The following is an 18,679-nucleotide window of genomic DNA, read 5'->3' as shown; positions in this document are numbered from 1 at the left end:
GCGATATCGGTGTGGCTGGGGCGGTGCACCTTGGCTGCGTCGCGCAACGACCACCGGCGGATCCGCACGGGACAGCCCAACCCTTGTGTTGGGCGGCAGTTGGGGGAAAAGTTGCTTACTGCGTCCTGTGGTCTGGGACACACCGCGCGAACCGACCCCGGAGAACTGGAGGAATGTCATGGCCGACAGAGCGAATGCTTCCCAGGGCGCGGGAGCCGCTCCCACCGCGGACGGACCCGACACCGTTCGCAACGTGGTGTTGGTGGGGCCCTCCGGAGGCGGAAAGACCACCCTCGTCGAGGCCCTCCTGGTCGCGGCCGGAGTCTTGTCCAGGCCGGGTTCGGTCACCGACGGCACCACGGTCTGCGACTTCGACGAGGCGGAGATCCGGCAACAGCGCTCGGTGGGCCTTGCGGTCGCCTCGCTTGCGTACGACAACATCAAGGTCAACCTCGTGGACACCCCCGGGTACGCCGACTTCGTGGGTGAGCTGCGGGCCGGGTTGCGAGCCGCCGATTGCGCGCTGTTCGTGATCGCGGCCAACGAGGGTGTCGACGAGCCGACCAAGTCTCTCTGGCAGGAATGCAGCCAGGTCGGCATGCCCCGCGCGGTGATCGTCACCAAGCTGGACCACGCCCGGGCGAACTACGAGGAGGCGCTGGCCGCGGCGCAAGACGCATTCGGCGACAAGGTTTTACCGCTCTACCTGCCGACCGGTAACGGCCTGATCGGATTGCTGTCCCAGACGCAGTACGAGTACGCCGACGGCAACCGGACCACGAGCACCCCGGACCAGTCGGACGCCGACCGGATCGAAGAAGCACGCGGCACCCTGATCGAAGGAATCATCGAGGAATCCGAGGACGAGTCCTTGATGGAGCGCTACCTGGGCGGCGATGCGATCGACGAGTCGGTGCTGATCCAGGATCTGGAAAAGGCAGTTGCCCGGGGCTCGTTCTTCCCGGTGATTCCGGTGTGCAGCAGCACCGGCGTGGGCACCCTGGAATTGCTCGAGGTCGCCACCCGCGGCTTTCCCTCCCCGATGGAACACCCGCTGCCGGAGGTCTTTACCCCGCAGGGCGCCCCGCATGCGGAGCTGGCCTGTGACAATGACGCGCCGTTGCTCGCCGAGGTGGTGAAGACGACGTCGGACCCGTATGTCGGCCGGGTCAGCCTGGTCCGGGTGTTTTCCGGGACCATCACGCCCGACGCCACCGTTCACGTGTCGGGCCATTTCGCATCCTTTTTCGGGGCGGCGAACGGCAATGGCGGCGGGGCCGTCAGCACGCACCCGGACCACGACGAAGACGAACGCATCGGCGTCCTGTCCTTCCCGCTCGGCAAGCAGCAACGCCCCGCCGCGGCCGTGGCGGCCGGCGACATCTGCGCGATCGGCAAGCTGAGCCGGGCCGAAACCGGGGACACCCTCTCGGGAAAGTCCGAGCCCCTCGTGCTCAAACCCTGGACCATGCCCGAGCCGCTGCTGCCGATCGCCATTGCGGCGCATGCCAAGACCGACGAAGACAAGCTGTCGGTCGGGTTGGGTCGGTTGGCCGCCGAAGACCCCACACTTCGGATCGAGCAGAATCAAGAGACGCATCAGATCGTGCTCTGGTGCATGGGCGAGGCCCATGCCGGCGTCGTCCTCGATGCGCTAGCCAACCGGTACGGCGTCACCGTGGACACGATCGAGCTGCGGGTACCGCTGCGGGAAACCTTCGCCGGCAACGCGAAAGGCCATGGCCGCCACATCAAACAGTCCGGCGGACACGGCCAGTACGGGGTGTGCGACATCGAGGTGGAGCCGCTGCCGGAGGGCTCCGGGTTCGAGTTCGTCGACAAGGTGGTCGGCGGAGCGGTGCCACGCAACTTCATCCCCAGCGTGGAAAAGGGCGTTCGCGCGCAGATGGAAAAGGGGGTGCACGCCGGGTACCCGGTGGTCGACATCCGGGTTACCCTGCTCGACGGCAAAGCCCACAGCGTCGACTCTTCCGATTTCGCCTTTCAGATGGCCGGTGCGCTGGCGTTGCGGGAGGCGGCGGCCGCGACGCGGGTGATCCTGCTCGAGCCGATCGACGAGATCTCGGTACTGGTACCCGACGATTACGTCGGCGCGGTGTTGGGCGACCTGTCCGGCCGCCGCGGTCGGGTGCTGGGCACCGAGGCCGCTGGGCATGAGCGCACGGTGGTCAAAGCCGAAGTGCCTCAGGTCGAGCTGACCCGGTACGCGATCGACTTGCGTTCACTGGCGCACGGGGCCGCATCCTTCACCCGGTCGTTTACCCGCTACGAGCCAATGCCGGAATCCGCCGCTGCCCGGGTAAAGGCCGGGGCCTCCTAACCGCACCTCCGCGGCGGTGCCAGCACAACCATTCCGTCATTGTGCTGCGGCCCGCTGGCAGCGGTCCTGGCGATCATGTGTGCGGTGTGGGCGGCCGCGCGGCAGCGACTGATCTGGCTGAGCCTGGCGCTGGCCGCGGTGCTAGCCGTCATCCGCCTCCGGCGAGCGCGTGGACTTACGGTGAAATCCACTGCGCACGCTTGGGGAGGCTCCATCGCATCCGGGTAGTCGTCCAAGAAGTCGTGCCTCACGCCTGCCTTCCGAACCGCTCGGCCACGGCGCGCCGATCGAGCGAGCCCTTCGCGGTGTGCGGCAGCGCGCTCGCCGCCTGGAAGGTGGCCGGGATCTCGAAGGCCGCCAACCGTTCCCGGCAGAACTGCGCAAGCTCCTCGGGAGTCGGCGGCGCGGACTCGCGGGGCACGATCACCGCCGCGACGGCCTCCCCGTAGATCCGGTGCGCGACGCCGAACACGGCCGCCTCCATGACGTTTGGGTGGGTGGCCAACACGCCCTCGACCCGCTCCGGCGAGATCTTCTCACCGCCCCGGTTGATGAGTTCTTTGATGCGGCCGCGGATGCTCAGGTCGCCGGCCGCCGACAGTGACCCCAAATCACCGGTGCGCAGCCAACCGTCGGTGAAGTTCGCGGCGGTTATCTTCGGGTCGCCGAGATACCCCCGCACCACGGTGCTGCCACGCAGCCAAACCTCCCCGACCGCACCCGCGGGTAGCGGCAGCCCGTCAGACCCGACGATCCGGATTTGCGCTCCCGTCGACCGGCCGACGAGACCGCTTGACACGGCTGGGTTTTCGTCCGGCCCGTTACCCTCAATGGGTGTTGTCGCCACTTGATGGGTGGCCTCGGTCATGCCGAAAGCACACACCACCGGCGCCGAGAACTCGGCCTGCAGCGCAAGCGCGACTTCCGGAGTGAGCGGCGCGCTGCAGCTGCGGACGAAGCGAAGCGCGGCCCGGTTGGCCGCGGACGGTTCGGCGCCAGCGCGTTCCAACAGGATCTGGTGAATCGTGGGCACCGCGGTGTACCAGGTGGCCCCGACGGCAGCCATGTCGTCGGCGAATGTGTGTGCGGAGAACCGCCCGCGCGCGGGCAGCAGCACCGCGCCGCCGGATGCCAGGGTGGCAAGCAACGCCGCGATCAGGCCGTGGCCGTGGTACAGCGGCATCACCGCGACGGTCGCGTCCCGCGGGCCCAGCCGATACCCGGTGATGATGGCCCGGACCGAGCTGGCGATGTTTGCGTGGGTCCAGGGGACCATCTTCGGCAGGCCCGTCGTCCCGCCGGTGAACATGATCATGGCATCGTCGGGCCGGAGTCCCTCGGGCCTCGACGACGTGACCGGGTTCGGTTCGCCGGCAGCGTCCAGGTGGACCGACAGGGCCCCGTCCGGCGCACCGCTGACCAGGCCGACGTTCACCGCGATCGGCCACCACCGGGGGGTGGGCTCTCCCCCGTCGCCCGGACCGTCACCGTCGATCAGCACCACCCTTGCTCCCGCGGCCTGGCTTCGAGCGCGCTGTTCGCTGACGGGCAGGGCCGGATCCAGCGGGACGACGATCAGATCCGCTCGCGACGCGGCTAGCAAGGCGACCACGAATTCGGCGTTGCTGCCCGCGCGTAACGCCACCCGGTCACCCGGTAGCAGGCCGGAACGCGTCAGCTGGCCGGCCAGGTCATAGACCAGACGAACCAGGTCACGATAGGTGATCGGGATGCGATCGGCGGTGACGACGAGTGCCGGGGCCTCGGGCAGCCGCGTCGCCGCCACCTCGACCAGGTCGGCGATGCGCGGGCCCGGTGCTTCGTCGCGCCGCCGCGCCCCGGGCGCCGCCGCGGCCTGTCCGCTGATGACCGAGTCGGATGCCATCGCCCGCCCTCCTTCCAGGTGTTCCCCGGTGCTGGATCGCACCTCATCAGCACAATGCCGGGTGCGGATGCCCGGCGTCCAATACCGATCCGCTAACGGTCGATAGACGGTAGCTATCGACCGGTCGATAGACGGCGTGAATCGCTGCATAGCGACTCCGTCTTGGACACAGCGGGCGCACCCGACAACAGTGATGACCATGACCACACGATCGGTATCTCCGGGTGCAGCACCGGCCGCATCGAACAGGGCTCGGCTGACCGATGGCTTCCACCTGGTGGTGGACGCCCTGTCGGCCAACGACGTCGACACCATCTACGGCGTCGTCGGCATCCCGATCACCGACCTCGCCCGGATCGCGCAGGCGTCGGGCATCCGCTATATCGGATTCCGGCACGAAACCTCGGCCGGCAACGCGGCCGCGGCGGCCGGGTTCCTCACCCGGCGCCCAGGGGTATGCCTGACGACATCCGGTCCCGGCTTTCTCAACGGCCTGCCAGCGCTGGCGAACGCCACAACGAACTGCTTTCCGATGATCCAGATCTCCGGATCGAGCGGGCGGCCGGTCGTGGACCTGCAGCGCGGTGACTACCAGGACCTCGACCAGCTCAACGCTGCTCGGCCGTTCGTGAAGGCGGCATACCGGATCGGCCGAGTCGAAGACATCGGGCGCGGTGTCGCCCGCGCCATTCGTAGCGCGATCTCCGGCCGGCCCGGCGGTGTCTACCTCGACATCCCCGGCGAGGTGCTGGGCCAGGCCATCGAGGCATCGGCCGCTTCCGACACCATCTGGCGGCTGGTCGACCCGGCTCCACGCCAGCTGCCGGCCCCGGAGGCGGTCGATCGCGCGCTGGACGTGCTAACCCAAGCGCAGCGACCGCTAATCGTGCTCGGCAAGGGCGCGGCATACGCGCAATCCGACAACGTCATTCGGGAGTTTGTGGAGCACACCGGAATTCCCTTTCTGCCGATGTCGATGGCCAAGGGGCTGCTGCCCGACTCCCATCCGCAGTCGGCGGCCGCAGCTCGTTCGCTTGCGATCGCCCGTGCTGACGCGGTGCTGCTGGTTGGCGCCCGGTTGAATTGGCTACTGGGCCATGGCGAGTCGCCGCAATGGTCGGCCGGCGTCAAGTTCATCCAGGTCGACATCGCGGCATCGGAGTTCGACAGCAACCGGCCGATCGTGGCACCGCTGGCGGGCGACATCGGCTCGGTGATGTCGGCTCTGCTTGCCGGCGTAAACGCGCGTCCGATCGTCGCGTCCGCGGCGTGGACCGGCGAACTCGCCGATCGTAAGGCGCGCAACGACGCCAAGATGCGCCAGCGGCTGGCCGAGAATCCCCACCCGATGCGGTTCTACAACGCGCTTGGCGCTATTCGGTCTGTGCTGCGGCACAACCCGGATGTCTATGTGGTCAACGAAGGCGCTAACGCGCTGGACCTCGCGCGTAACGTCATCGACATGGAGGTGCCGAGGCACCGGCTCGACACCGGAACCTGGGGCGTGATGGGCATCGGCATGGGTTACGCCATCGCGGCCGCGGTCGAGACCGGGCGGCCTGTCGTTGCGATCGAGGGCGACAGCGCATTTGGCTTCAGCGGCATGGAAGTTGAGACCATTTGCCGCTACCGGCTTCCGGTGACCGTCGTCATCCTCAACAACGGCGGAGTCTACCGCGGCGACGAGGTCACGACCTTTGTGACGCGGCCCGCGGCGGGCGGGAACGACCCCGCGCCCACCGTGCTCAACGCTCGCGCCCGCCACGAACTGATCGCGGAGGCGTTCGGCGGCACCGGGTATCACGTGGCGACTCCATCAGAGCTTGCCGCGGCGCTGACCGAGGCACTGGCATCGAACGGACCGTCGCTCATCGACTGCGAACTCGACCCCGCCGCCGGGGTGGAGAGCGGACACCTGGCCGGCCTGAACCCAACCAGCGCGGCCACCCCCCCGGTCAGCGCCGGCGGGTGATTCCCAGCAGCCAGGTGGCGAAGAATTCGTTCAGCGCCAGCTCCTGCGCGCAGGCGGCAAGCGCACGGGCAACGGGAGATCCCGGCCCCGAGGCGTTGGTGGCCAGGGCGATCTGGGCTTTCAGGACCGGATCAACCAGTTCGACCGCGCGGATCTCACCGCCCATCGGCCCCCGCATAGGCATGGCCCATAGCCAAGTGTGCGGAACGATGCAGGCCCAGTTTCCGGTTGCGACCTGCGCGAAAAGCGAAGCAACGGAATCGGTTTCGACCTGGGGGATGACCGTGACGGCGTGGTCGGCGAATGCTGCGTCGATAACCTGCCGGTCGGCCATGTCCGGTGTGAGCAGTGCCAACGGTAGTTGCGCGGCATCCCGCCACACCAACGTCGCCGTCCCCGGCGGCAACATGTCCGGCGGCGACAGCAGCACGTACTGCTCCTCGTAGAGCGGCACCAGATCCACGTCGTGGCCGTCCTCGGGCGCCGGGTGCACGATGACGGCATCGAGCTCGAACTCGCGCAGCCGCCGGTAGAGTTCGGTCGCCGCCAGCCGGGAACAGATTTGCACCTTCGCCAACGGGTGCGCCGAGCAGAAGGCCGACAGCAGCAGGGACGCCGTCGTTGAAGCGGTTGGCACCGCGCCCAGCCGAAGCGTCCCGGTTATCCCGGAGCGCACCGCATCCACCTCGGCCTTGAACGCATCGTGCTCGGCGAGAATCCGCTTGGCCCACACCACCAACCGGTCCCCCTCGGGAGTGAGGCCTTCGAAACTGTGTCCGCGATTGATCAGGGTGACGTTGAGTTCGCGTTCGAGCTTGGCGATTGCGGAGGACAGCGCGGGTTGCGACACGTGGCACCGCTCGGCGGCCCGGGCGAAATGGCGCTCTTGGGCGACCGCGACGAAGTACTCCAGCTGACGGAAGAGCACTCGCACCTCCTGCGCCTTGGGCACCGATCCCGCTGAGGCTAACGCGTCGGCGCCGGGCCGGCCAGTCCGGTGCCCGGAGAGCTCCGCACCGGTAGCTGGGCGGTGGGGGTGGACCCTGGCACGGTGCGCCGGGGAAGTCGAGGTCCGCGAAGACCATTGCCCCGCCCCCGTTTTCGACAATCGCGTAAATTCAGTTCGGGTTGATCGGCTAACGACACCCAGCAACCCGTCGCCAGGTTCGGGCCGCGACCGCCACGCGTGCGGTGCGGTGCCGCTATCGGGTCGCTACGCGCCGGATCGCCCGCCAGCGACGACCGGCCACGGCCGTGGCGTCCTAGCTACACAAGATTTGTTTGCTACGACCCGTAATGGGTAGACAGCAACTAGAATGTCGATGTATTGATCGCACCATCTCGGAGGGTGGACGCCATGCGTCGAGTGGTTCGTTATCTATCTGTTATGGTCGCGATCACGCTGATGGCCATCGCGGGTTCGATCAGCCCGGCAACCGCTGCGGTCCCGCCACCCCAGCCGATCCCCGGCGTGGCTTCGGTGTTGCCGGCCAATGGCGCTCTGGTGGGTGTGGCGCATCCGGTGGTGGTGACGTTCACCGCGCCCGTGACCGATCGCCGAGCGGTCGAGCGATCCATCCACGTCACCTCACCGAGCAACATGACTGGACACTTCGAGTGGGTCGAGAGCAACGTCGTGCAGTGGGTTCCGGACCGGTACTGGCCCGCCCATACCCGGGTGGCGGTGGGCGTGCAGGAACTGACGGAAGGTTTCGAGACCGGCGACGCGCTGCTCGGCGTTGCCAGCATCTCCGCGCACACCTTCACGGTCAGCAGAAACGGAGAGGTGCTCCGTACCATGCCGGCGTCGATGGGCAAGCCCAGCCGCCCGACGCCAATCGGTAGCTTCTCCGCGTTGTCGAAGGAGCGCACCGTCGTAATGGACTCGCGGACCATCGGCATCCCGCTGAACTCCTCGGACGGGTACCTGATCACCGCTTCGTATGCGGTTCGCGTGACCTGGAGCGGCGTGTACGTGCACTCGGCACCGTGGTCGGTGAACTCGCAGGGCTATGCCAACGTCAGCCATGGGTGTATCAACCTGAGCCCGGACAATGCCGCTTGGTATTTCAACACCGTCAACGTCGGCGATCCCATCGAGGTGGTCGGCTAGCAGCCAGAGCTCACCGCGACCGGTGAAATCGCCTCGGCTCAGCGCGAGGCGGCGATCACCGCGATCGGCATCCGCGCCACGTACCGGTCCGCCCGCTGCTGAGCGGTCAAGCTGAGCGGTGCGGACAACCTGTCCGACATGCGCCGACCGACCCGCAGCATCGCCTGTGCCCACCCTTTCGTCAGCCGGTTAACACGTTGTGGAACACAAAAAGTCATGGTCATGGTGGTCATGGTCTTCTCCTGATGGAAGCCCGACCGGCGTGCGTCATCCGGGCGCGCGTCGAACTACACCCGAGCACGTTCGGCGACGCGCATCGCACGAAACGCGCACGCGCCAACCAACGTCGGGGAAGCTCAGACGGCGAAAAGAATGCCGGAACCGGATCGGGACAAGACGGATTTCGGATGGGGACCCTCGCCCGGACTCATCTCGCCCTCACCTCCTCACGGCCAGGACACACGGGGGTGTCGTCACAGTCACCTGAACGGAAGAGGCCAGCACCCGACGAAATCCAACCGCCGCGCACACCTCTCTCGTCGGAGCTTCAGCACTGCACGGCGTATCTGGACCGATGTCCAGAAGCCACTTGGGCTCAACCCTTAGGCCGGGAAGAGCTGTCCTGACCCGGGGCGTCTCTCGACGTTCGGGGTCAGTGGCCTGTATCCATGCAGACGCCTCACCTACCGAGGTGTTTTGCAGTTTCCCATGCTCCCACCGAGTCACGCCGAACGTCAAACCGGCACGCAGCGGATTGAGTGGCTCCTCCCAACAACACAGCCACCGCACAGCAGGGCCCCAGGGTTACGACGGCGTTCAACTGGCCACCCGCACCGACTCTTCGAGCCAGGGCATGAGCCACTTCACCCCTTCCGGGGTGAGGTGCACACCGTCACTGCGGACCTTGATGCCGTCGACCTTGGCCGTGTAAACGCCGTCCGGGCATAGCTTTTTGTTCAGGTCGATCATCCCGACGTTCGGGTGTTGGCCAACCGTGTTGCGCAACATGGTGTTCCACTGGTTTACCCGCTCGGGTTGATCCTCCGGATACAACCGCCCGTCCGGCTTCTCGCCGCCACGGCTGTAGGGCACCGTGGTAACCATCACTCGAACGCCGGTGGATCCAACGATATTCAGCGCTCGCTGTAGCTCGGCGTTGAGATACCCGTCAAAGGTCGGGTCACCGATATGGGTCCACCGTCCCTCATTCACCCGGTCTACCGTTTCCCAACGGCCGATGACCAGCAACGCGACATCCGGCCGGTCCTGGTTGATCTGTGTCGACCACCTGGTCGGCCAGCCGTCGCATTCTGCTCGCTGCTCCAGGGTCTGACCGATGTACCGATACGGGGTGCCGCGCACCAAACTGCAGCCGATGACGGTGTGGTCGATGAATTTGAATCCGGGAGTCGGCGGCAGGTAGTGCATCATGGTCCACCCGATCGAATCACCGAAAACCGAGACGGTGAACGGCCGGTTGGGATCTCGCGGCCCGGGAGCCGGTGCCGGTTGGCCGGCTCCAGGCGGCGACGGCGAGACCGCAGCGACCGCCGAAACGCCGGGGGGAAGTCCGATCTCGCGTAACCCGGGTCCGGTTCCGACCGGAACAACCAGCATCGTCGCGGCGGCAGCGCTGGCAACGGTGGCCGCCGCGAGCGGCAACAGCGGCACCCGTGCCGGTCGCCAGCGTCGAATGGGTTGCTCGATCAACCACCATGAGGCGGCGGCCGCTGCCAACGTGGCTGCGCACCGCACCGCGAACAGGGCGGACCCGGACCAGCCGGTGCGTTCGCCGTTGAGCACCAGAAAGATTGGCCAGTGCCACAGGTAGACGCCGTACGATATGGTGCCCAGCCACACCAACGGACGCCAGGCCAGGATGGCTGCAACCGCTCCGCGCTGCTCCATCGCCACCGGGGCGACCACGATGACAGCCGCAACCGCCACCGCGATCAGCAGACCATGTCGGAACTCGCCCACACTTCCGGTTGCACAGCGAGTCGCCGCCGCGAGCCCAGCCAGACCGATGAGCGGCAGCAGACGGGCAATCCGTCGTCCCCAGCGAGTCCGGATCAGGCACCACCCGCGGTTCAACGATGGCCAATCCCGCACCAGGAGAGCCGCTGCCGCCGAGCCGATCAGCAACGCCTGCGCACGGGTATCGGTGCCGAAGTAGATCCGGTCGCGGGTGGCCTCTGAGGTAAAGACGATGGCGGCCGTGGCGGAAGCTATCGCGCCGAGGCTGGCAATCAGGAATGCGGCGAACCGAACCCCGCCCACCGTGGCCCGTCGGAAGTAGCGCCTGGCCCGGGCCGCCAACAGTAGCGTCACCCCGATCAGCAGCAGCGGCCAGACAACGTAATACTGCTCCTCCACCCCTAGCGACCAAGTGTGCTGCAGGGGCGAGGGTGGAGCGCCTTGGGTGAAATAGTCGGTCTGCTGGGCCACAAACCGCCAGTTCGCCGACCACAAGAAGGCAGCGATCGCGTCGCTGCGCAGCCCGGTGAGGGCTTGGTCGGGAAACAGCTCGCGTGCGGCACTCACGGTGAGCACCATCAACACCAGTGCCGGCAACAGCCGTCGCGCCCGGCGAATCCAAAACCAGGTCAGGTCGATACGACCGCTGCACCGCAACTCGTCGAGCAACAGCGAGGTGATAAGGAATCCGCTCAGGACGAAGAAGACGTCGACACCGATGAACCCGCCGCCCATACCGGGGATGCCACCGTGGCCGGCGAGTACCAGCGCAACGGCTATCGCACGAAGGCCGTCCAGCGCCGGAATGCCCCTGCCCCGCTCCGGCCGATCCCAAATGGCCAGCCGTCCGACGCGGCGCACCGGGGCCACCCAACGGGACCGCGGTGCAGAACGTGCCGGTACGGGGTGAATCCCGCCCGGCTCAGTGCTCGCTGCTGGCGCGCCCTGACCACCTCGTCGTCCGGCGCTGTGGTTGCTGCCGATACGTCGCTGACCCTCCTCTTGATCGTGGCAAGTTTAGATGCGGCAGCTCCGGATCCCCCGCAGACACGCGAGCCGTCTCAGATCGAACCGGCCGGTTTGGCTTCGGCTTTCCCAGCTGCCCCTTCATTTCCAACGGCCAGCCCGAGTTCGTGAAGCACTTCGGCGGTGTCGGCGCCCAGCTCCGGGGCGGGACCGGCCGCTCGACCCGGTGTTCGGGAGAACCAGGCCGGCACACCCGGGAAGCGCACCGGGCCCTGCGCAGTGTCGACCGTCTCGAAAAAGCCGACGGCGTTGAGGTGCGAATCGTCGAACAGCGCTGCGGGACTGGACAGCGACGCGGCGGGTATTTCCAGCTCACGGAACAGGCCGAGCCATTCGGCCGTGCTGCGTTGCGCCAGCGTTTCGGCCAACAATGCATACACGGTGTCGATGTGACGCGCCCGGTTTTCCAGAGTGGCGTAGCGATCGGTGGCCCAGGCCGGGCGCACCGCGCCGATGAAGGCGGCCCAATGCTTGTCGTTGTAGATCAGCGCGGCCAGGTAGCCATCGCTGGTGCGATACGGCCGCCGGTTGGGAGCCACCGTACGCGGATAGACCGCCGGGCCCAGCGGCGGCTCGAACATGGCGCCGTTGGCGTGTTCCACCAGCATGAACGATGCCACCGCTTCGAACATGCCGATTTCGACCTCTTGGCCTTCGCCGGTGCGCTCGCGGTGAAACAGCGCCATCACCGTGGCGTACAGCGCGGTGAGGCCGGCGACCTTGTCGGCCAATATCGTTGCGACGTAACTGGGCTCCCCGGTCAGCTGCTGTTGCACCGCCGGCACCCCGCAAGCCGCCTGGATCGTGTCGTCGTAGGCCGGCAGATCCCGGTTGGGTCCACGCCGGCCGTATCCGTAGCAGTTGGTGTAGACGATCGTCGGGTTGATGGCGGCAACCTCGGCATAGCTGAATCCGAGCCGGGCGATCGCCTTTGCCCGCATGGAGTGGATGAACACGTCGGCATCTTCAATGAGCGCCCGCAGCGCCCTCTTACCGGAGTCGGACTTCAGGTCGGCGGTGACACTGCGCTTGCCGCGGTTGACATTGACGAAAACCCCGCTCATCCCGGGGGCGGGTCCGACCGAAATGTAGCGTGTGTCATCCCCTTCCAGGGACTCGATCTTTATCACGTCGGCGCCCATGTCGGCCATGATCTGGGTGCAGTACGGGCCCATCACCATCGCGGTGAGGTCGACGACCCGCACACCCGCCAACGGACCCGCCGCAGAATTAGACATGGTTCGCACCTTTCCGGCTTGCCCGCCCAGCCATCTCGAAGCTGTAGCGGATTTGGTCGGCGTGGCCGTTGTGGACGACGGTCCTGACGTCGGCTCACCGCGACCATGGTCCCCTACCTGAGCAACCGTGCCCGCCAGGGCCGTGCCAATGCCGCCACCCACCGCGCCAGACACCACGACGATGCGCCCAGCAAGGTAAAGCAGAGCGTTGTACGTCAATTTGTCGGGACACCACTATAACGTGCAACCATTGGAGCGCACTGCGCGGAATCCTTCCGTTCACACTGTATGACTCGGCCGATGCCGACGGTAGGGTATTGGCTTGGCAACGGGAATACTGAGGGGCCACAACGCTTCCCGATGCCAGCGTGGTCGATCACCGCCATTTCAGGCGCGCACCTCGCGGAAGGAGATCGTGAACGGTCGGTCTGCGCGAGCGGCTTGCGGGCAGCTGCAAAATGGTTCGGGAGGCACTGAGAAGATTGCGCGAAGACAACCTGGTGTCGTCGCGCCGCTAACCGGAACCTGGTCGTACCGTGGCGGTTGGCGGATTCTTACGTCCAACACGTCACGTCCATCAACGACCTGCCCGCACCTACGGGCGCCGAGGGCGGCAACGTCGAGTCCGGAACCCTGGCACTGCGGGTGCGACGCACCCGCCTCCGTCATTCGATGACGATGTGCCGCATGCGTGGCTAAGCTGGGTTGTCTGGTGAGACTCGTAGTGAGCGCTAACCGTGTGGCTCTCGTGCAACGTCCCCCGACCGGGGCTACGAGTTCGGCCGCGCTGTCGCTTTACGGCGGACAATAGGCGCGCGATGTCGACGGATCGGGCCCGAAAGCTGATCGGCGGACGATGGGTTCGCTGGGATGACGAGCGCGCCGCCGACGCCTACGCACACGGCTGGTGGGTTCGGCGTACGCTCGCCGATTCGCTGCGCGAAGCCGCTGAGCATACACCCCGGCGGGTCGCGTTGGTCGACGACGATCAGCGGCTGGACTGTCGCACCCTGGGCCACCAGGCAACGGCGCTGGCGCAAGCGCTGCACGCACGCGTGCCGCCCAGCAGCGTGGTGTCGTTCATGCTGCCCAACTGGCACGAAGCCGCGGTGATCTACCTGGCGGCGACGCTGGCGGGCATGGTGGCCAACCCTATCCTGCCGACCCTGCGGGAGACTGAACTGCGGTTCATCCTCCAAGACGCGGACAGCCGCATCGTCTTTGTCCCATCGCGATTCGGCCGGCACGACTACCCGGCGATGTTGAACCGGGTGACCGCACAGCTTGAGGCACCGCCGGATGTCGTGGTGGTGCGCGGGGATTGGGGTCCAGATCGGATCCCCGGCCAGATCCCATTCGAGTCACTGATCGCCCAGCGGGCGGCTCCTACCCGGTTGCCCGCCCTGGACCCGGACGGCGTGCACATGATTCTGTACACCTCGGGAACGACTGGCCGACCGAAAGGCGTTTTGCACAGCCACAATTCGATCCACGCACTCATCTGCCAGATCCGCGATCACTGGCTGGTTGAGCGCGGCGACGCGTTCCTGGTCGCGTCGCCGATCGCACACATCGGCGGCTCCATTTACGCGTTCGAATGCCCGCTACTGCTGGGCACGACCGCGGTGCTGATGGACCACTGGAACGCCGACGATGCGGTACACCTCATGCAGGCCGAACGGTGCACACACATGGCTGCGGCAACACCGTTCCTGGAGCAACTGGTCGCGGCCGCGCAGCGCACGGGTGCCCGGCTGCCCGACCTCAAGCTGTTCGTATGCGGCGGCGCGTCCGTGTCGCCGTCGTTAATACGCAGGGCAGCAGCGTATTTCGAATCGGCCAGCGTGACTCGGGTGTACGGATCGACCGAAGTGCCGGTCACCACGGTAGGCGCGCCGCAGCACGGCGAGCACGCGGCCGACACCGACGGCCGGATCGGCCTGGCCGATGTCAAACTCGGTGCCGGGGAAGTTCTGGTGCGGGGGCCGCAAATGTTGGTGGGCTACCAGCAGGTGGCGGATGAGGCCGGCTCCTTCGACGCCGACGGATACTTCCGTACCGGGGACCTTGCCCGCTGGGTCGACGACGAGTACCTGGTCGTTACCGGGCGAACCAAAGACATCATCATCCGCAACGGGGAGAACATTTCACCCAAGGAAGTCGAGGACATCCTGGCCGGCCACCCCGACATCGCCGAGATCGCCATCGTAGGCCTACCCGATGACCGCACCGGAGAACGGGCGTGCGCCGTCGTCGTTCCCACGGCCAAACCCGGCCCGGACATCGCCGGCCTGCGCGCCTTTCTGCAGGGCTGCGGCGTTGCGCGCTTCAAAATGCCCGAGCAAGTGGTCATCTGGGACGTGTTACCGAAAAGCGATGCGGGAAAGATCCTGAAGCACCAGATTAGGGCGGCGCTCATGAAGACAGAGCAGTGACATGCAGGTAGCGATCATCACCGGAGCAACCGGCGGAATCGGCTTCGGTTGCGCCACTAAGCTCGCCGAAATGGGCCTGGCCGTGTTGGCAACGGGACGCGATGAGGCCCGGCTCGCCGAATTGGCGGAAGCGATCAACGATCCCGATCGGGTGACCACCCACGCCGTCGACCTCACCGATGATGACGCGCCCAAGCGGATTGCGGACGCCGCCGTCGCCCGATGGGGCCGGATCGACTTCCTGATCAACAGCGCTGGGGTGGGCAGTCCCAAACCATTGCACGAGACCGACGACGCAGCCTTGGACTACTTCCTCGGTGTGATGCTGCGCGCGCCGTTCCGCCTGGCGCGCGAAGTGCTGCCACACATGCGGGCCGGGTCCGCGATCATCAACATCACGTCGACCTTCGCCATCGTAGGCGGGCTTCGCGGCGGCGCCTACTCGGCGGCCAAGGGCGGGCTCACCGCGCTGACCACCCACATCGCCTGCCAATACGGGGCGCAGGGAATCCGCTGCAACGCAGTGGCGCCCGGGGTCATCCAGACGCCCATGACCGAACGTCGCTGGCAGGATCGGCGGTTCAGGCGAATCAATGCCGAGATGACACCGCATCAGCGGTTGGGCACCGTCGACGACGTCGCCAGCACGGTGGCGTTCTTGTGCACTCCCGGCGGCGCCTTCATCAACGGCCAGACGATCGTCGTCGACGGAGGGTGGAGCTCGACAAAGTACCTGTCCGAATGGGGGCTGACGTCCGAGTGGAAAGCCGTTCAACGTGATTCGAAGTGACACCGGATGCCCGACAGCATCGCGAGGTGCGCTTTGACCGCCGCGCGGGTAGTGCACGACGCCAGCGGTCGGGGCGCGGCTATCCGTATGCGCTCCGTCAAGCGGGTGCCGCCGTCGGTGCCGACAAAGGTTACCCTTCCATATAGGCGCACCCGCGGGAACTGAGCGGCCTCCGTGTGCACCTCGCCGTGGCTGGTGACGCTCAGATGCGCGTGGTAAGCGACCTGCATAGCGAACGGTCCCAGCGGAATTCGATCGACTACCCGATAACTTCGCTGGCAGCCACCCAAGGTTTCGCTGCGGGCCAACAACCGCACCGACTGAATCAGCGGGTGCACCAGCCTGATGTTGTCCAGATCCGCATAGAATTCGCGAACCTCCTCGGGCGGCGCGGGAACCTCTTCAATCAGCGTTCGCTCGACGTGAGCGATCCACCTGCTCATTGGGATGCTTCAGCTCAGGTTGAGGCGACCACCGAACAGCGCGAGCAGATCAGCTGTGCGCCACCCGATCAGCACGACGAGCACAACCAAAACGGTGATCGTCACTGCGGCTTGGATCAAATTGCGGCGCTGCCTGGGTGCGTAGACGTAAGCCGCGGCGAGCAGGGCACCCGTTACCAACCCGCCGACATGTCCCTGCCAGCTGACCCCTGGGGCGAAGAAGGTGAAGGCCAAGTTGACCGCGATGATTATGACGACCCAACGAATGTCGAGATTGAGCCGCTTGGCCACCATGAAGATGGCGCCGAACAGACCGAACACCGCGCCCGATGCCCCCGCCGTCGCCGTGGACAGCGGCGCAATCAGATAGACCAGCACCGAGCCACCCAGTGCGCTCAACGCGTACAGGGCACCGAAGCGAAGCCGGCCGAGCCACATCTCCAACGGCGGGCCCACCACATACAGCGCCCACATGTTCAACAGCAGGTGCACCGCCCCGTAGTGCATGAACGCCGACGTCACCAGCCGGTACAGCTGGCCACTGGCGACCGCGGGTGGCCATAGGACGAGCTGCCGTTCCAAACCCAGCACGGTCGTTTGCATGGCGAAAGCCAGCACATTCAGTGCGATCAGCGCGTAGGTGACCACCGGAGTCGCCGACCGCTGCCGCCCGCCGAATTGCGTGCGGGGCTGCCGAACGGTCCGCGCGCCTTCTCGCACGCACTCCGCACACTGGTGACCCACGGGACCTACCCGCATGCACTCCCCACAGATGTACCGATCACATCGGGTGCAGCGGACAAAGGTCCGCCGCCCGGGGTGCCGATAGCAGGCCGGCGACTCCGGTGAACTGGGGCCACTCATCGCACCATTGTTGCTTGGGCCGCCGGGCCGGGTGCAACCCTGGTCAACGAACGCACTGCCCCGGCCACCGCTCATTCACCCGAAGCCGCATCGGTTGCTCTCCTCGACGAGCCGCAATGCGCTCAGGATGCCAGCTCTAACTACCGTCTCCACGCAGAAAAGTGTCTTTGCAGTCCATAACGGCGGGTACGGCGGTTCGCGGTTTTGCGATAACCACGCACCTGCCCGATTGATCTGCGCCGCGAAGGACGTGCCGCTCAACCGTTGCCAACACACCAGCGCTTGAATGCAATACGCCGTTTCTTCCGCGGTCGCCGCACCATCGAAAAATCCCCACGAACCGTCGGATCGCTGCGTATCAAGAATCCACCCAATCGCACCCGAGCATAGATCGTCATCGTAGTTGCTGGTCGCAATTACCAAATGTGCGGTTGCGTAATATGCCGACCGGTGCCATTTATCCCGCCAGCACCAACGTCCGTGATCCTTGCTTGATCGGATGAAACTCAAAACTTTTCGCACTCGTGGATGACATTTGTCGTAACCCGCCCGCTTCAACGCACCCAGCACGTGGATATTCGTCGACACCGAGGGACCGACTTCGTGAGAGTAGGTGCGGAACCAGTCCGCTTCTTCGTATTGCAAAATAGTTTCCAGATCCGGGGATCTGCCAAACTTCGACAGAACTTCATAGGCGACGCTCGTGCTATCGCAATCTACCAGTATGGAATTTGCGGTCCACCCCAACCCTCGACCGGGGATCCAACGTTGTTCGACATAGTCAAGATAGGGCTTGCAAGCAAGACCGACCTCCGGGTCGGATAAGTCTATATCCGTAATCGATAGATTCCAAAGGCACCAAAGAATTTCAAAGATCTCAGCTCGATACATGGCCGGTGCACCGCCACGGCGGGCTTGAACTATTGACGAAATGTAAGCCAAGGCCCGCTCATCGCGCGGTTTGACATATAGCGCGAAGTAGGCCGATGCCGATGGCGAATACTTAACCGAGCCATCCGTCTCCTGCAGATTATCGACATCCAACATCTGGAGCTTGTCCTGGCCGGCCAACTCGACCGAGAAAGCCGCAGTGAGGTGCCGTGAAATTTTCTTCCCGGCGAGTTTGCCGAGCTTCTTCTCGCGTACGCTGGCAAGCTCGCCGAGGATGGATTCCCCCCGACGAACGGTAAGGCCAAGTCGCTGGGCCTCGGCCATAAGCGTCGGCGCGATCAACTCGAACCCGACGGTTGCGTCCCTGATATCGAGTCGCGGGCCTTCGCGAGCTGGGGAGGTAAGGTTCTTCAGGGCCAGCAAGCCCTTTTGCACCTGAACCGCGCACGTGCGCCGATGCCTCGTCGAGGTGAGGCTGACCACGGCGGCCAACGTGGACAGTAATCGATCTTCGTAGCAAAAGGGGTACTCGGCCCCCCAAGAGCCGTCGGGAAGCTGGTGCTCACAAAGCCAGTCGACGGCCAGGTCGCCTAGCTCCGCATCGATCTGGCCCAGCCTGGCAACCCACGCCGTGTCATAGCATGTACTCGAAACGCCGTTGCCCAGCGCCGCTTTCGCCAGCAACCTCGTGAATGTCTCCACAC

At 65.8% G+C, this 18,679-nt stretch carries 14 protein-coding genes and 1 riboswitch; of the genes, 6 read left to right on the top strand and 8 right to left on the bottom strand.

The features are described 5' to 3' along the window. The first annotated feature begins 178 nt into the window (after positions 1–178). Positions 179–2,341 carry an elongation factor G-like protein EF-G2 gene (locus AADZ55_RS01080; RefSeq protein WP_085324115.1) on the top strand — a complete coding sequence of 721 codons (2,163 nt, stop codon included), beginning with the start codon at positions 179–181 and terminating at the stop codon, positions 2,339–2,341. A 247-nt stretch (positions 2,342–2,588) separates the two neighbouring features. Here the strand turns inward: AADZ55_RS01080 and AADZ55_RS01075 are convergent, their stop codons facing one another. Then, positions 2,589–4,226, bottom strand: coding sequence for a FadD7 family fatty acid--CoA ligase (locus AADZ55_RS01075; protein WP_085324194.1), 1,638 nt, complete (start codon positions 4,224–4,226; stop codon positions 2,589–2,591). Between the two features lie 199 nt (positions 4,227–4,425). On the opposite strand from AADZ55_RS01075, the gene oxc reads away from it, so the two are divergent. After that, a complete protein-coding gene (oxc, locus tag AADZ55_RS01070; RefSeq protein ID WP_085324195.1) occupies positions 4,426–6,198 on the top strand; it encodes an oxalyl-CoA decarboxylase in 1,773 nt (590 codons plus the stop codon). On the opposite strand, the gene AADZ55_RS01065 is transcribed toward oxc, so the two are convergent. Then, positions 6,182–7,126, bottom strand: coding sequence for a LysR family transcriptional regulator (locus AADZ55_RS01065; protein WP_085324117.1), 945 nt, complete (start codon positions 7,124–7,126; stop codon positions 6,182–6,184). The two genes, oxc and AADZ55_RS01065, sit on opposite strands and share 17 nt — an antisense overlap. Positions 7,127–7,555: 429 nt before the next feature. On the opposite strand from AADZ55_RS01065, the gene AADZ55_RS01060 reads away from it, so the two are divergent. After that, complete coding sequence (locus AADZ55_RS01060; protein WP_085324118.1) at positions 7,556–8,311, top strand: L,D-transpeptidase; 756 nt, start codon at positions 7,556–7,558, stop codon at positions 8,309–8,311. A gap of 38 nt (positions 8,312–8,349) precedes the next feature. Here the strand turns inward: AADZ55_RS01060 and AADZ55_RS01055 are convergent, their stop codons facing one another. From AADZ55_RS01055 to AADZ55_RS01045, 3 genes are all read right to left on the bottom strand, one after another. Beyond that, positions 8,350–8,544 (bottom strand): hypothetical protein, encoded by a 195-nt coding sequence (locus AADZ55_RS01055; protein WP_085324119.1) that lies wholly within the window; start codon positions 8,542–8,544, stop codon positions 8,350–8,352. A 291-nt stretch (positions 8,545–8,835) separates the two neighbouring features. After that, positions 8,836–9,009, bottom strand: a riboswitch (M-box (ykoK) riboswitch). 118 nt (positions 9,010–9,127) lie between these two features. Continuing rightward, entirely contained in the window at positions 9,128–11,200 is a 2,073-nt protein-coding gene (locus AADZ55_RS01050; protein WP_207569039.1) for an acyltransferase family protein, read from the bottom strand. A 149-nt stretch (positions 11,201–11,349) separates the two neighbouring features. Further along, positions 11,350–12,552, bottom strand: coding sequence for a CaiB/BaiF CoA transferase family protein (locus AADZ55_RS01045; protein WP_085324120.1), 1,203 nt, complete (start codon positions 12,550–12,552; stop codon positions 11,350–11,352). 543 nt (positions 12,553–13,095) lie between these two features. On the opposite strand from AADZ55_RS01045, the gene AADZ55_RS01040 reads away from it, so the two are divergent. The 3 genes from AADZ55_RS01040 (at position 13,096) to AADZ55_RS01030 (ending at position 15,777) form a co-directional block, all read left to right on the top strand. Next, complete coding sequence (locus tag AADZ55_RS01040; RefSeq protein WP_165759345.1) at positions 13,096–13,251, top strand: hypothetical protein; 156 nt, start codon at positions 13,096–13,098, stop codon at positions 13,249–13,251. A gap of 119 nt (positions 13,252–13,370) precedes the next feature. After that, on the top strand, positions 13,371–14,987 hold the full coding sequence (locus tag AADZ55_RS01035; RefSeq protein ID WP_085324121.1) for an AMP-binding protein: 1,617 nt from the start codon (positions 13,371–13,373) through the stop codon (positions 14,985–14,987). A gap of 1 nt (position 14,988) precedes the next feature. Continuing rightward, a complete protein-coding gene (locus tag AADZ55_RS01030; RefSeq protein WP_085324122.1) occupies positions 14,989–15,777 on the top strand; it encodes an SDR family NAD(P)-dependent oxidoreductase in 789 nt (262 codons plus the stop codon). Here the strand turns inward: AADZ55_RS01030 and AADZ55_RS01025 are convergent. From AADZ55_RS01025 to AADZ55_RS01015, 3 genes are all read right to left on the bottom strand, one after another. Further along, the gene (locus AADZ55_RS01025; protein WP_085324123.1) at positions 15,759–16,220 is read right to left on the bottom strand and encodes an SRPBCC family protein; all 462 of its coding nucleotides are present in this window, start codon (positions 16,218–16,220) and stop codon (positions 15,759–15,761) included. The genes AADZ55_RS01030 and AADZ55_RS01025 overlap by 19 nt on opposite strands. 9 nt (positions 16,221–16,229) lie before the next feature. Further along, positions 16,230–17,084, bottom strand: a complete 855-nt coding sequence (locus tag AADZ55_RS01020; RefSeq protein WP_207569037.1) for a rhomboid family intramembrane serine protease — start codon at positions 17,082–17,084, stop codon at positions 16,230–16,232. A gap of 75 nt (positions 17,085–17,159) precedes the next feature. Beyond that, positions 17,160–18,677 (bottom strand): prenyltransferase/squalene oxidase repeat-containing protein, encoded by a 1,518-nt coding sequence (locus AADZ55_RS01015; protein WP_085324125.1) that lies wholly within the window; start codon positions 18,675–18,677, stop codon positions 17,160–17,162. Between the last annotated feature and the right edge of the window lie 2 nt (positions 18,678–18,679).

This window comes from Mycobacterium decipiens (assembly GCF_963853665.1).
GTDB lineage: Bacteria > Actinomycetota > Actinomycetes > Mycobacteriales > Mycobacteriaceae > Mycobacterium > Mycobacterium decipiens.
This window is presented reverse-complemented; position numbering and strand designations above follow the sequence as displayed.

What these genes read in the sequence shown, in the direction of transcription:
- AADZ55_RS01025 (WP_085324123.1), bottom strand. Translation starts at nt 16,220, where the DNA reads ATGAGCAGGTGGATCGCTCACGTCGAGCGAACGCTGATTGAAGAGGTT.
- AADZ55_RS01055 (WP_085324119.1), bottom strand. Translation starts at nt 8,544, where the DNA reads ATGACCACCATGACCATGACTTTTTGTGTTCCACAACGTGTTAACCGG.
- AADZ55_RS01080 (WP_085324115.1), top strand. Translation starts at nt 179, where the DNA reads ATGGCCGACAGAGCGAATGCTTCCCAGGGCGCGGGAGCCGCTCCCACC.
- AADZ55_RS01035 (WP_085324121.1), top strand. Translation starts at nt 13,371, where the DNA reads ATGTCGACGGATCGGGCCCGAAAGCTGATCGGCGGACGATGGGTTCGC.
- AADZ55_RS01060 (WP_085324118.1), top strand. Translation starts at nt 7,556, where the DNA reads ATGCGTCGAGTGGTTCGTTATCTATCTGTTATGGTCGCGATCACGCTG.
- AADZ55_RS01030 (WP_085324122.1), top strand. Translation starts at nt 14,989, where the DNA reads ATGCAGGTAGCGATCATCACCGGAGCAACCGGCGGAATCGGCTTCGGT.
- oxc (WP_085324195.1), top strand. Translation starts at nt 4,426, where the DNA reads ATGACCACACGATCGGTATCTCCGGGTGCAGCACCGGCCGCATCGAAC.
- AADZ55_RS01045 (WP_085324120.1), bottom strand. Translation starts at nt 12,552, where the DNA reads ATGTCTAATTCTGCGGCGGGTCCGTTGGCGGGTGTGCGGGTCGTCGAC.
- AADZ55_RS01020 (WP_207569037.1), bottom strand. Translation starts at nt 17,084, where the DNA reads ATGAGTGGCCCCAGTTCACCGGAGTCGCCGGCCTGCTATCGGCACCCC.
- AADZ55_RS01075 (WP_085324194.1), bottom strand. Translation starts at nt 4,226, where the DNA reads ATGGCATCCGACTCGGTCATCAGCGGACAGGCCGCGGCGGCGCCCGGG.